We start from the raw sequence: 13078 nt of genomic DNA on the forward strand, positions 1-13078 counted from the left end.
TGATGGCGGCACAGGCAGGCAGTGCGTTCGAAGGCATGACCGTCGACCACACCGTGTTCTACGTCGGCGACGCGGACCGGGCGGCGGGGGAACTCGTCGACAAGTACGGGCTGGCGGCGCTCGGCACGTCGGAGACGTCGTCGGTGCGCTCGGTCGCGGTGGGCGGCGGCACCATCCGCCTGGTGTTCACCCAGGCCGTCACCGACGACACCCCGGCCGCCGCGTACGTGAAGGTGCACGGCGACGGGGTGGCCGACATCGCGCTGGGCGTCGCCGACGCGCGCGCCGCGTTCGCCGAGGCGGTGCGCCGGGGAGCGCGGCCGGTGGCCGGTCCCGCCGTGGTCGACGACGCGGTCGTCGCCACGATCATGGGGTTCGGCGACGTGGTGCACACCTTCGTCGAGCGTCCCGGCGGCACGCCCGGCGGCGGTCCGGCCCCGGCCGGCGGTCTGCGCCTGCTGGACCACTTCGCCGTCTGCCTGGAGGCGGGCCGGCTCGCCCCGACCGTGGAGTTCTACGAGACGGTGCTGGACTTCCGGATGGTCTTCGAGGAGAAGATCGTCGTCGGGGCGCAGTCCATGAACTCCAAGGTCGTGCAGAGCACGTCCGGCGGGGTCACGCTCACCCTCATCGAGCCGGACACCTCGCGCAAGCCCGGGCAGATCGACGACTTCCTCAAGAACCACGGCGGGGCGGGCGTGCAGCACATCGCCTTCGCCACGGACGGCATCGTGGACTCGGTCCGCCGACTGCGCGCACGCGGCGTGGAACTGCTCACCACGCCCGCCGCCTACTACGACCAACTGGTGGACCGCCTGGAGCTGACCCGGTACTCCGCGGCCGAACTGGCCGAACTGGACCTGCTGGTCGACGAGGACCAGGACGGCAAGCTCTACCAGATCTTCGCCCGGTCCACCCACCCCCGGGGCACGTTCTTCTTCGAGATCATCGAACGCGCCGGCGCGCGCACCTTCGGCAGCGGCAACATCAAGGCCCTCTACCAGGCCGTCGAGGCGGAGCACAGCAGGACCGCCCGCTGAGCGCGCGGGAGCACGACGGTGGACCCGCTGCGCCTGGACGACCTGCACGGCTCGCTGACCGACCCGGTGCTGACCTCCATGGAGTTCCTCAACGAAATCGCCAACCGCCACCCGGACGCCGTGTCGTTCGCCCCCGGTCGGCCCTACGAGGGGTTCTTCGACGTCGAGGACCTCCACCGCCACCTGCGCACCTTCCACCGCCACCTGGTGGGGGAACGGGGCATGGACGCCGTGCGGGCGCGCCGGGCGTTGTTCCAATACGGCCGCACGAAGGGCATCGTCCACGAGTTGATCGCCCGCAACCTGGCCGTGGACGAGGGTGTCCACGTGGACCCGGAGTCCATCGTGGTGACCGTGGGCTGCCAGGAGGCGATGCTGCTCGTGCTGCGCGCACTGCGCGCCGACCCCCGGGACGTGCTGCTGGCCGTGTCGCCGGTGTACGTGGGCATCACGGGCGCGGCGCGGCTGGTGGAGATGCCCGTGCTCCCGGTGCGCGACGGGCCGGCGGGCGTGGACCTGGACGACCTGGTGGCGCGGACCCGGCGGGCGCGGGCCGAGGGGCTCCGGCCGCGGGCCCTGTACCTGGTGCCCGACTTCGCCAACCCCTCCGGGGCGACGCTGGACGCCGGGGTGCGGCGCGCCCTGCTGCGCGTGGCCGCCGAGGAGGACCTGCTCCTGCTGGAGGACAACCCCTACCGCCTCTTCGGGGCGACCGACGAGCGGCCTCCCACGTTGAAGGCGCTGGGCGGCGAGCGCGTGGTCTCCCTGGGCTCCTACGCCAAGACCGCGTTCCCCGGCGCGCGCGTCGGCTACGTCGTCGCCGACCAGCCGGTGGACCTCGGCGGTGGTCGGACCGGGCCGCTGGCCGACCAGCTCTCCCGGATCAAGAGCATGGTCACGGTGAACACCCCGCCGATCGGCCAGGCGCTGATCGGCGGCCTGCTGCTGGAGCACGGGTTCGACCTGACCAAGGCCAACCTCCGCGAGATCGGGGTCTACCGCCGCAACCGCGCGCAGGTGCTCGGCGGACTCGCCGCCCGGATGCCCGACGCCGCGGAACGGGGCGTGAGCTGGAACTCGCCGGCCGGCGGCTTCTTCATCGTGCTGACCGTGCCGTTCCCGGTGGACGACCGGCTGCTCGACCACTCCGCCCGCGAGCACGGCGTGCTGTGGACCCCGATGCACCACTTCCACGGCGACGGCCGGCCGCTGCCGCACCTGCGCTTGTCGGTCAGCCTGCTGACCCCGGACGAGGTCGAGCGGGGCCTGGACCGGCTGGTCGGGTTCGTCGACGAGCAACTCGGCCGGAGCTGACCCCTCACGCCCGCGCCGGTCGACGCGCCGCGCCCAGCAGCAGCCACCCCGCGGCGCAGCAGGCGACCAGCGCGGGCCACGGCCACGCCGGGCCGAGCGACAGCAGGCCGGTGAACAGCACCGGGGCCACGACCATGGCCGCGCCCCAGGACAACTGGTGCGTGCCGAGGTAGCGCCCGCGCAGCCCGGGCGGCGCCAGCCGGACCGCGAACGCCGAACTGGTGGGGGCGAACAGCAGTTCGGCGGCGGTGAACACGACCACCCCGAGGAACAGGGCGACCAGCGCGGGGGCGGTGGGCAGGAACGCCGCCGTGCCCAGCAGCACCAGGGAGGTCGCCCACACCGCGGCGGCCAGCCGCAGCACGTCCGCCTCGACCCGTCCCTCCGTCCAGCGCACCACGGGACCCTGGGCCAGGACCACCAGCACCGTGTTCACGGTGAACAGCGCGCCCGGCAGCCAGGCGAGGCCGGGCAGCGTGATCCCCACGTAGGCGGGCACCAGCAGGACGATCGCGTAGACGACGACCACGAAGAACCCGTTGGCGAGGACCAGGCGGGTGAAGGGCCGGTCGCGCAGCACCTCGCGGTAGCCCCCCTCCGGGCGCGGTCGCGCCACCGCCGCGCGCCGACCCGCGAGCGTCCTGGCCTTGGGCCAGGTGCCGATGAGCACGGCTATCAGCAGGAAGCTCGCGGCGTTGGCCACCGCCAGCACCCGGTAGCCGTCGGCGCCGAACCCGACGATCGAGGAGGCGACGACCGCGCCGATCCCCAGGGCCGCGTTGCGGGTGGACCGGATGAGGGCGAACCAGCGGGGTTGCTGGTCCAGCCCGGCCAGGTCCACGACGAGCGCCCCCTGCGCCGGCAGCCAGGCGCCGTCGGCCCAGTAGACGAGCGCGGCGGCGAGCACCAGCTGCCACGGGGTGCTCACCCACAGGTAGGCGAGGAAACCCGCGGCCCTCAGCACGTTGCAGCCGACCACGACCGCCGTGGCGCCGAGCCGGTCCACCAGCGGGCCGGCCATCATCCCGGCCGGCACGCCCGCCAGCGCGGCCACCGAGAGGGCGGTGCCGATCGCGAGCAGGCCGAGGTCGGAGACGACCAGGAAGTACGGGATGGTGAACGGCAGGAACAACCCGCTGCCCAGGCTGTCCACGGCGGCCGAGACCGCCAGCCGGTGGAGCCCGCGCATCCGGGGGAGCCCGAGCCGCTCGGCGCGCCGGGTGACCGTCATTGTCCGGATGTTATCGGCGGGGTGCGCGCGCGGCAATGATAACGAATCGAAAAGACCATTCACTAGAATTGCCGACAAGACTGTGTGGAGGTATTCCGTGCTTGGAGACAACGAGGACTCGGGTGAATTCGAGGTCGTCGTCAACCACGAGGAGCAGTACTCGATCTGGCCGGCCGACCGGCCGGTGCCGGACGGCTGGCGGACCGCCGGGCGGCGCGGGCCGAAGCAGCTGTGCCTGGAGTGGATCGACGAGAACTGGACCGACATGCGCCCCCTGAGCCTGCGCGAGGCGCTGCGCGGGTCCGGGGACCGGGCTTGACGCCCGGGGGCGACGCGCAGCCCGGTGCGCTCCCCCGCGTGCCGCTGATCACCGCGCCCACGCGGCTGCAACCGGTGGACGGCGTGGCCCCGCGCCGGGTGTTCGTCAAGCGGGACGACGAGAACTCCCCGGTCTTCGGCGGCTGCAAGACCAGGGCGCTGGAGTTCGTGCTCGGCGCCGCGCGCGCCGGCGGTGCCACGGCCGTCCTCACCGCGGGCACCGCGGGCTCCAACCACGTCGCGGCCACCGCCCTGCACGCGGAACGCCTCGGGTTCCGGGTCACCGCCCTCGTGCTGCCGCAGGAGCCGGGCCCGCTCGTGGCGCGGAACCTGCGGCTGGCCGCGGGCGCGGGAGCCCGGCTGGAGCCGGTGCCCGCCGGGGTCTCGGTCCACCCGGACCGGGAGCGGCACCGCGCGGCCGTGGCGGAGCTGCTCGGCCGCGGTGAGCGGCCGCACGTGATCCCCTTCGGCGGCGCGGCCCCGGTGGCGGGCGTGGCGCACGCGCTGGCCGGCCGGGAACTGGCCGATCAGGCCCGCGCGCTGCCCGCGCCGCTGCGCGTGTACCTGCCCGCCGCGTCGACCCTCACGGCCGCCGGGATCGCCGCCGGCCTCGCGCTGTCCGGCCTGCCGTTCCAGGTCACGGCCGTGGACGTGGTGGGCAATCCCTCGGCGTTCGGCCCCGGGTTGCTGGGCCGCGCCCGCGACGCGGCCGTCCTGCTCGGCGGTCCCGCCGACGCCGTTCGGCCCGAGCACGTCCGCCACGTCGGGCACGAGGGCGCCCCCTACGGCGTGGTCGACCCGCACGCCGAGCGCTCCGCCGGCCTGCTGCGCGACGCGGCGGGCGTGGAGGTGGACGAGTGCTACGGCGCCAAGGCGTTCCACCGCATGGTGACCGATGTGGACGATGCCGACGGCACGTACCTGTTCTGGCACACCGGCAGTACACGGAAGGCTGAAGGGGAGGTGTTCGCCTCGGTCCACCCGGACCTCGCCTGCTACCTTGGGTGACCATGATCGGACTCCTGAGCCGGTGCTCGTCCGCCCTGGTCATCGTGGTCGCCCCGGTCGCGCTGGCCGCCTGCTCCGGCCCCGAGCCCGCCGCGCCGCCACCCACCACCTCGTCGATCTCCCCGGTGGCCGAGCAGACCCGCCGACCAGTCGAGCGCCGCCCCGTCACCGACGCCGCCACCACTGTCCGCGAGATCAGCGTCGCCGGACGGACCCGCTCCTACCGGCTGCGCGCCTCCCCCGCACCCGTCGACGACCCGGGCCGCCCGCTCGCGCTCGTGCTGCACGGCAAGGGCGGTTCCGCCGAGGAGATGGAACGGCACAGCGGGCTGAACGCCGTCGCCGACGCCGCGGGCGTGGCCCTGGCCTACCTGGAGGGCGTGGACGAGGGCTGGAGCGCCTCGCCGAAGCCCACGGAGCTGCGCCCGGACCCCGCCGCGGACGTGGACTTCGCCCGCGCGGTCGTGGACGAGCTGACCGACGTCGCGCAGGTGGACCCGGACCACGTGTACGCGGTCGGCCTGTCCGAGGGCGGGATCATGGCACTGCGCCTGGCCGCCGAGCACCCCGACTGGTTCGCCGCCGTCGCGTCCGTGGCGGGCCAGCTGCCGGGTCCCCCGGCCGAGGTCCGGCCGACCGGCCCCGTCCCGGTGCTGTCGATCTACGGCGACGCCGACCCGCTGCGCCCGATCGGCGGGCTCGTCGACGTGCCCCCCGGCACGCCCGTGATCGGCAAGGAGCCGCCCAAGCCGACGCTCTCCACCGCCGAGACCGTCGAGGCGTTCTGCCGGGTCGGCGACGCGGACGAGCGGCGGCACGAGGAGCTGCCCGCCACCGCGACGCCGGACGGCACCTCGCTCAGCCGGGACAGCTGCACCAACCCCGACAGCGGCCTGCGCGTCGTGTCGATCACCGTGCACGGGGGCGGGCACACCTGGCCGGGCGGCACGTTCCCGCACCGCCCGAGCACCGTCGGCGTCACCAGCGGGCAACTGTCCGCCGCCGACACCGTCGTGGACTTCCTGCTCGGCGACTGAGCCCCGTCACCGGGCGGACCTCCGTCACCAGGTGACCGGCAGCTCCGCCGGCGAGCGCAGCAACGAGCCCTGCCGCCACGGCACCTCCTGGGGTGGCACGGCCAGGCGCAGCCCGGGGAAGCGGGTCAGCAGCGAGGTGAGCGCGACCTGGAGCTCACCCCTGGCCAGCTGGGCGCCCAGGCACACGTGCACCCCGCCGCCGAAGGCCAGGTGGGGGTTGTGCTCGCGCCGGAGGTCCAGCACGTCCGGGTCGTCGAACACCCGGTCGTCGCGGTTGGCCGAGTTGGTGCTGGCCACCACCGCCTCCCCGGCGCGGACCAGCACGCCGCCCAGCTCGACGTCCTCGGTCGCGATCCGGGCGAACGCGCCGCCTGAGCCGAGGGGGATGAAGCGCAGCAACTCCTCCACGGCCGAGGGCACCAGCTCCGGGTCGTCCCGCAACAACGCCCACCGCTCGGGCTGCTCCAGCAACAGGTACACCGAGCAGGCGAACTGGCTCGCGGTCGACTCGTGCCCCCCGACCAGCAGCGTGATCCCGGTCTGCGTCAGCTCCTTGTCGGTGAGCCGGTCGTCGTCGTGCGCCGCCACCAACGCGCTCATCAGGTCCTCGCCGGGCTCGCGCCGCCGTTCGTCCGCGAGCTCGCCGAGGTATTCCTCCAGCGCCGCCCGCGCCGCCACGATCTCCTCGCGGGTGTTCGCGGTGGTGGACAGCACCGTGGCGGAGAAGTCCCGGAACCGGTAGTGGTCCTCGGGCGGCACGCCGAGCATCTGCGAGATCACCGACACCGGCAGCGGCAGCGCGAGGCCCGCCACCAGGTCGGCCGGTGGTCCGGTCCGCTCCAGCCGGTCGAGCAGGCCGTCCACGATCTCCTGGGTGCGCGGCCTGAACTCGCGGACGCGGCGGGAGGTGAACGCCCGCGCGACCAGCTTGCGCAGCCGGCTGTGCTCCGGCGGGTCCATGCTGAGCATCGACCCGGCGGGTGCGGCCTCGGGCGTCACCCGCGGCGTCTCCTCCCGCCCGGCCGCGCGGGCCCGGCTGAACCTCGGGTCGCCGAGCACGGTCTTGACGTCCTCGTAGCGGGTGATCAGCCAGCAGTCCTCGCCGTAGGGCAGTCGGACGCGGAGCGCGGGTTGCTCGGCGCGCAGCGGCGCGTAGCCGGGGTGCAGGTCCAGGCGCACGGGGTCGCCGAAGGGGTAGGGGCGCGTTTCGGTTGTGGTCACGGGTCGATTCCTCTCCAGTGGACCTCGCCGGGTCACGGGCCGGTCGTGGCCAGTTCCGCCGCGTAGGCGTGGGACAGGCTGGGCAGCCGGTAGCGGGTCTCGCCGTCCGCGCCGGAGCCCGCGGGTTCGAGCAGGTGCGCGTCGACCAGGCGCTCCAGCACGTCGTCGGCCTCGGGGGCGGGGCAGCCCAGCAGCGCCTCCGCCGTCCACGACGTCAGTTCCGGTGTGGGCAGCCCGCCCAGCGCCCGGTACAGGTCGGCGGCCACCGGGTCCAGGCGGCGGGCGCTGGAGGCGAGCCCGTCGCGCAGCCGCTGCCCGCAGCCGCCGAGGCCGGACAGCCTGCGACGCGGGCGGTTCAGCTCGTGGACCATCCTCGGCACCCCCCAGTGCGGCTTGCTGGCCAGGTGCGCGGCGGCGGCCAGCAGGGCCCCCGGCACCCGCCCGCACAGCTCGACCAGCTCGGTCACGGCGTCCGGGGCCCGCGCGGCCCGCGACTCGCCGACGATGCCGCGCACCAGTGCCACCGCGTCGTCGCGCCCGAGGCTGCCCAGCCGCAGCGGCACCGTCCCACTGCGGGCCACCAGCTCCCGAAGGGGGTTGCGCGACGTCACCAGCACCTGGCAGGTGGCGGTGTTCGGCAGCAGGGGCCACACCTGGGCGGCGTCGCGGGCGTCGTCCAGCACCAGCAGCATCCGCCGGGTGGCCATCATGGTGCGGAACAGCGTGGGTCTTTCGGCGGGGACCGGCACCTGCCCGGGTGGCACGCCCAGGGCGTGCAGCAGGTGCGCGAGCACGGTCGCGGGGTCGGCCGGCGGGTGGTGCGGGTCGTGCCCGCGCAGGTCCACGAACAGCTGACCGTCCGGGAACAGGTCGGTGTGGCAGTGCGCCCACCGCACCGCCAGGACGGTCTTGCCCACGCCGACCCCGCCGACCAGCAGACCCAGCGGCGGCGCGCCCACCTGCCCGTCGGCGGCGGCCAGCCGGTCCAGCACCGCCAGCTCCTCGGTCCGCCCGACGAACGCCTGCGTCACGGCGGGCAACTGCGCCGGCGGTCGCCCGACCGCCGGGCGCTCCTCGTCGCGCAGGATGTGCTCGTGCAGCCGGCGCAGCTCCGCACCCGGTTCCAGGCCCAGCTCCTCGACCGAGCGGCGGCGCAACCGCGCGAACGTCTCCAGCGCGGCGGCCCGGTAGCCGGAGCGGTACTGCGCGGTGATCAGCAGGCCGTGCAGCCGGTCCCGCAACGGGTACTGCTCGACCGCCGCCACGAGCCCGGCGACCAGCGAGCGGTGCTCGCCCAGCGCCAGGCGCAGCTCGACCTGCTCCTCGTAGACGGTGAGCAGGTTCTCCTCCAGCTGAGCGGACATGTGCTCCGGCACCGCCCCGGTCACGTTCGCCAGCACCGGTCCGCGGCGCAGCGCGAGCGCCGAGTCGTAGAGCCGGACGGCCTCCTCGCCCCGTCCTCGGCGGGCCGCCGCCCTGGCCAGGTCCACCAGCTCCTCGAAGTCCAGCGTGTCCAGCCGGTGTCCCGCGGGCCGCAGCACGTAGCCGGGCGCGACGGTCTCGATCACCTCGTCCACGACGCCGCACGCGCGGAACGCCTTGCGCAGCGCGGACACGCAGATCGCCACCTGGGTCCGGCTGGTCGACGGGGGCCGGGCGCCCCACATCGTCTCGGCCAGCGCGTCCACCGACACGACGCGGTCGGCGTTGAGCAGCAGCGTCGCCAGCACCGTCCGCTGACGTGGTCCCCCGACCTGGACCTTGCGCCCGCGGGCCGCCACCTCCAGCGGCCCCAGCAGCAGGAACTCCAGCTTCCCGGTCATCTCGTCCCCCGGACCACACGTCCCGGCTCCGGTCACGGTCCTCGTGGCGGTCAGGGCGCACCTCGCCCGGTCGACACCGTCGCAAGTCGGCGGGCCGCGTCGACGTCGGCGCACCCGGCGAGCAGCAGGGCCTGCGCGAACTCGGCGCGCAGCAGTTCCAGGACCCGCGCCACACCGCGTTCGCCGTCGACCGCGAGCCCCCACAGGACGGGCCGGCCGAGCAGCACGCCGGTTGCGCCGAGCGCGAGGGCGCGCAGCACGTCGGTCCCACTGCGGACGCCGCTGTCGAACAGCACGTCGCCCGCGCCCGCCACCGCCTCGACGACGCGCGGCAGGGCCGTGACGCTGGGCACCGCGCCGTCGAGCTGCCGCCCGCCGTGGTTGGACACCACCACGGCCGACGCGCCCAGGCCGACGCACCGGGCGGCGTCGAGCGGGTCGAGCACGCCCTTCACCACCAGCGGGAGCCGCGTGCGCGCCCGCAGCCACTCCAGGTCGCGCCACCCGAGCGTCGGGTCGAAGACCGCGCTCGTGTGCTCGGCGACGCCGGAACCGACGTCGCGACGCTCGTGCGCCTCGGTCGGACCGGCGACGAGGTGGGCGGCCCGGACCTCCGCCGGCAGGGCGAACCCGTTGCGCACATCCCGCCGCCGGTGACCCATCACCGGCACGTCCACGGTGATCACGAGGGCCTGGCACCCGGCCTCCTCGGCCCGCGCCACCAGTTCCCCGACCAGGCCGCGGTCGCGCAGCCAGTAGAGCTGGAACCACAACGGCGCACCGGTCTTCGCGACCTCCTCGACCGTCCGACTGCTCAACGTGCCGACGGTGAAGGGGACCCCGGCGGCACCTGCCGCGGCCGCCGCCGCAACCTCCCCCTCGGGGTGGACGAGGCACTGGTACGCCATCGGCGCCACGGCGACGGGCAGCGCGGCCCGCGTGCCCACGAGCGAGACGCCCGTGTCGGCCGCCTCGACTCCCGCGAACGTCCTGGGCACCACGCCGACACCGTCGAGCGCCGCGCGGTTGGCCGCCAACGTCACCTCGTCGCCGCTGCCACCCGCGATGAAGTCGCGCACGTCCGGGGGCAGTCGCGCGGCGGCGAGCCGTTCCACCTCCGCCAGGTCCGCCGGGACGCCCGTGCGAGTGTCGGGGGGATTGCGGACACGCATGTATCGTGGCCTCCTGCCGGTCGGACACGCCACTTCTCACGCGCACGGAGGCGGTGAAAAGGTCGATTGAAGCCACGCCGGGCGACCCGATGTCGGAGCCCCATTCTCGGCTGGCGAATTCAAGTTATCGCCGACCTATACACCTGTCAAGGCGTTCCAGGTTGCAGCGGCCGGGTGACGCAGTCCGATAAACATGTTCCGACACATTTCCCAAACATTCGACACGAATGCCGGAACGGCGCTACGCGCGGTCATCGCGCATTGCTACGGGACAAACCGCAGGTGAACAGCGCGCGAGAAGATCCACTCGGCTCGTGCAACAACACTTGACACTTATCGGAATACGCGACGTTCCCCAATCCCCGACCCGCCCCCCACCCGGCGGGCCGAGCGGACCGCAGTCGATCCCCGACGCACTCGACACCTCCCACTGGACCACCCGGGTGAATCGAAAATCTTTTTGTCACGGTATGCGTTTGCCGTTCCCCGCCGGTCTCCGCGGGGAACGGCGGCCTTCGGTTCGCCTTTCCGCAACACCAATTCGACGGGTAGCTCGACCTCGCGTAGGATGTGCGCTTTCCGGGTCCGCCGGACCGGGGTGGCTACCGCGGTGAGAGGCGGCAGCGGACGGGGCTGGTCGCGTGCAGCGTCATCCCCTGGTCGAGGGAGACGTCGCTGTCCACGCCCTCCAGTTCGAACTCCTGGAGCACCATGGCGAGGGCCTGCACGGCTTCGAGCATCGAGAAGTGCTCGCCGATGCACGCGCGCGGGCCACGTCCGAACGGGAACCACGCGTACCTCGGGCGCCCCGCCTCCTCCTCGGGGCGGAAGCGCTCGGGGTCGAACCGCTCGGGGTCCGGCCAGTAGGCGGGGTGGCGGTGGGTCACCCACGGGCTGACGAACACGTCGGAGCCGGCGGGGATGCGGTACCCGCCGATCTCGGCCTCGTCCACCGCCCTGCGCACGATGGAGGGTACGGGCGGGTAGAGCCGCATCGCCTCCTTGAGCACCCACGTCGTGTAGGTGAGCCGGTCGAGGTCCGCGGCGCCGGGCGGGCGACCGCCGAGCACCCGGTCCACCTCGTCCCGGGCCCTGGCCTGGACGTCCCGGTGGTGGGCCATCAGGTGCAGCGCGAAGGTCAGCGCCGTCGCGGTCGTCTCGTGGCCGGCGAGCAGGAAGATCAGGACCTGGTCCCGCACCTCCGAGGCTGCCAACCGGTCCCCGGTCTCGTCCCGCACGCGGGCGAGCAGCCCGAGGAGGTCGTCGCCCTCGTCGCGGCCGTCCGCGGCGCGCTCGGCGATGATGCGGTCGCACAGCTCGTGCACGCGCCGGTGGGCGGTCACGTACCCGCGGTCCCACGAGCGCGGCAGGGTGATCGGCGAGACGGTGCGCCGGGCCACGCTCCCGCTGATGATCGGGAAGCTGTGCCGCATGGTGCCGACCGCTTCCTCGACGTCGGCGCCGAACAGGATGCGGGCCACCACGCGCAGCGTGAGCCTGGTCGACTCGTCGCGCAGGTCGACCACCCGGTCGGTCCGGTCTCGCCACCGGCGCAGGACGGTGCTCACCTCCTCGCGCATGGCGTCGGCGTACTGGTCCACCCTGCGCCGGGTGAACAGGGGCTGGATCAGCCGGCGCTGCCGCCGGTAGACGTCGTCCTGGCTGGTGAACAGGCCGTCGCCGAAGGCCGCCCGGACCTCGACGTAGGTCTTGCTGTCCTTGCGGAAGTTCGCCGCGTCGGTCGCGAGCACCCGCTGGGCGCCCTCGGCCGAGAAGACGCCGTGCAGCGTCAGGCGCAGCCCGGGCGGTCCGGCGACGAACCGGACGACGTCCCCGCACTCGCGCATCCCGTTGAGCAGGACGCCCAGGGAGTCGCGGCGCAGTTCGAACAGTGAGCCGAACAGGCGTGAGCCGGTCGGCGAGGGCGCTGGAGTGGCCATGGCTCCTCTGCTGGTACGAGGTGGTCGGGCGTCGGTGTCCGCGGCGTTCCCGGGAATCCCGGTCACTTCCAACCGGGGAAGTACGGGTCGACGCGGAAGGCGGGCACGGGTTCGGCGTTGGCGGGGTCGAGGGCGTTGAGAACGTGCAACCAGGCGCGCTCGTTGTAGACGATGCCCGCGTGCTCGCACAGGTCCTCGGGGCAGCCGTCCTGGAGCAGGATGTTGGTGACGTTGTCGCCCTGGAGGAACGCCTTGTGGTACGGGGTGACGATCTGGTCGTGCTCGGTCATGATCACCGTGTACGTGGGGCCTGGCCGGGTGTCGCCCTTGCCGTAGATGGTCTCGATCATCTCCGAGTCCGGCGCGCCCTGGTCGCACAGCGGGAAGAGCTTGCGCGCCATCAGGTGGTAGTAGCGGGGGAACGCGTTGCGCAGCACGTAGGTCATGGTGCTGAACGACACGCCGTGGTTGGACGGGGCGATGGAGATCGCCTTGTCCACGTTGGTGTGGCCGTCCAGGACGTTGAGGTAGTACTGCATCAGCAGGCCGCCGCCGCCCGAGTGGCCGACCAGGTCGACCTTGTCGACGCCGGTGAGCCGCTTGATCCGCTCGACCTCCTCGGCGAGCTGGACGCCGCTGACGGCCAGGTCGTCCACGCCGTTGCAGGGCACCTCCAGCGGGCCGGCCCACCTCGGCCTGCCCCAGTTCATGGTGAACACGCAGAACCCGTTGTTGCGCAGGAAGGGCGCGCCCGCCTGGAAGTTGAACGACTGGTTGGACATGAAGGCGTGCAGGAGCAGCACCGGGCGAGGCCGTTCCTCGGTGGGCCCGAACAGGGGGTCGTTGGCGCCGGGCGGGGGCCTGCCGGGGGTCCAGTAGGCCCGCACGCCCGCACGCATGTCCCACGGCACCGGCAGCGGGCCGGACGGGCGTGCGCGGACGGGCGCGGGGGTTTCGGTCGACTCGGTGGACAC

The 13078-nt window shown here is 73.7% G+C and carries 11 protein-coding genes; 5 read left to right on the plus strand and 6 right to left on the minus strand.

The window, feature by feature from the left end; genetic code table 11:
• The first annotated feature begins 35 nt into the window (after positions 1 to 35).
• Both hppD and CKY47_RS06240 read left to right on the plus strand, forming a co-directional pair.
• Positions 36 to 1040 carry a 4-hydroxyphenylpyruvate dioxygenase gene (hppD, locus tag CKY47_RS06235; RefSeq protein ID WP_306744683.1) on the plus strand — a complete coding sequence of 335 codons (1005 nt, stop codon included), beginning with the start codon at positions 36 to 38 and terminating at the stop codon, positions 1038 to 1040.
• Between the two features lie 18 nt (positions 1041 to 1058).
• On the plus strand, positions 1059 to 2354 hold the full coding sequence (locus CKY47_RS06240) for an aminotransferase-like domain-containing protein (protein WP_306744684.1): 1296 nt from the start codon (positions 1059 to 1061) through the stop codon (positions 2352 to 2354).
• Positions 2355 to 2358: 4 nt separating this feature from the next.
• On the opposite strand, the gene CKY47_RS06245 is transcribed toward CKY47_RS06240, so the two are convergent.
• Positions 2359 to 3585 (minus strand): MFS transporter, encoded by a 1227-nt coding sequence (locus CKY47_RS06245; RefSeq protein WP_306744685.1) that lies wholly within the window; start codon positions 3583 to 3585, stop codon positions 2359 to 2361.
• 97 nt (positions 3586 to 3682) lie between these two features.
• Between CKY47_RS06245 and CKY47_RS06250 the strand changes: the two genes are divergently transcribed.
• Genes CKY47_RS06250 through CKY47_RS06260 form a run of 3 tightly spaced genes read left to right on the plus strand, consistent with a single transcriptional unit; the run spans position 3683 to position 5948 of the window.
• Positions 3683 to 3904: an MbtH family protein gene (locus tag CKY47_RS06250; protein WP_306744686.1), complete on the plus strand. Its 222-nt coding sequence runs from the start codon at positions 3683 to 3685 to the stop codon at positions 3902 to 3904.
• Positions 3901 to 4911: a pyridoxal-phosphate dependent enzyme gene (locus tag CKY47_RS06255; protein ID WP_306744687.1), complete on the plus strand. Its 1011-nt coding sequence runs from the start codon at positions 3901 to 3903 to the stop codon at positions 4909 to 4911. The genes CKY47_RS06250 and CKY47_RS06255 overlap by 4 nt, the downstream gene beginning before the upstream one ends.
• A gap of 2 nt (positions 4912 to 4913) precedes the next feature.
• Positions 4914 to 5948, plus strand: a complete 1035-nt coding sequence (locus CKY47_RS06260; RefSeq protein ID WP_306744688.1) for a CE1 family esterase — start codon at positions 4914 to 4916, stop codon at positions 5946 to 5948.
• A 24-nt stretch (positions 5949 to 5972) separates the two neighbouring features.
• On the opposite strand, the gene CKY47_RS06265 is transcribed toward CKY47_RS06260, so the two are convergent.
• From CKY47_RS06265 to CKY47_RS06285, 5 genes are all read right to left on the minus strand, one after another.
• Positions 5973 to 7169 (minus strand): cytochrome P450, encoded by a 1197-nt coding sequence (locus CKY47_RS06265; protein ID WP_306744689.1) that lies wholly within the window; start codon positions 7167 to 7169, stop codon positions 5973 to 5975.
• Positions 7170 to 7201: 32 nt separating this feature from the next.
• Complete coding sequence (locus CKY47_RS06270) at positions 7202 to 8992, minus strand: AfsR/SARP family transcriptional regulator (RefSeq protein ID WP_306744690.1); 1791 nt, start codon at positions 8990 to 8992, stop codon at positions 7202 to 7204.
• A 50-nt stretch (positions 8993 to 9042) separates the two neighbouring features.
• Complete coding sequence (locus tag CKY47_RS06275) at positions 9043 to 10164, minus strand: alpha-hydroxy acid oxidase (RefSeq protein ID WP_306744691.1); 1122 nt, start codon at positions 10162 to 10164, stop codon at positions 9043 to 9045.
• Between the two features lie 602 nt (positions 10165 to 10766).
• A complete protein-coding gene (locus CKY47_RS06280; protein WP_306744692.1) occupies positions 10767 to 12104 on the minus strand; it encodes a cytochrome P450 in 1338 nt (445 codons plus the stop codon).
• A 62-nt stretch (positions 12105 to 12166) separates the two neighbouring features.
• Entirely contained in the window at positions 12167 to 13078 is a 912-nt protein-coding gene (locus tag CKY47_RS06285) for an esterase/lipase family protein (RefSeq protein ID WP_306744693.1), read from the minus strand.

Origin of the sequence: Saccharothrix longispora (assembly GCF_030852425.1) — a bacterium.
Lineage (GTDB): Bacteria > Actinomycetota > Actinomycetes > Mycobacteriales > Pseudonocardiaceae > Actinosynnema > Actinosynnema longispora.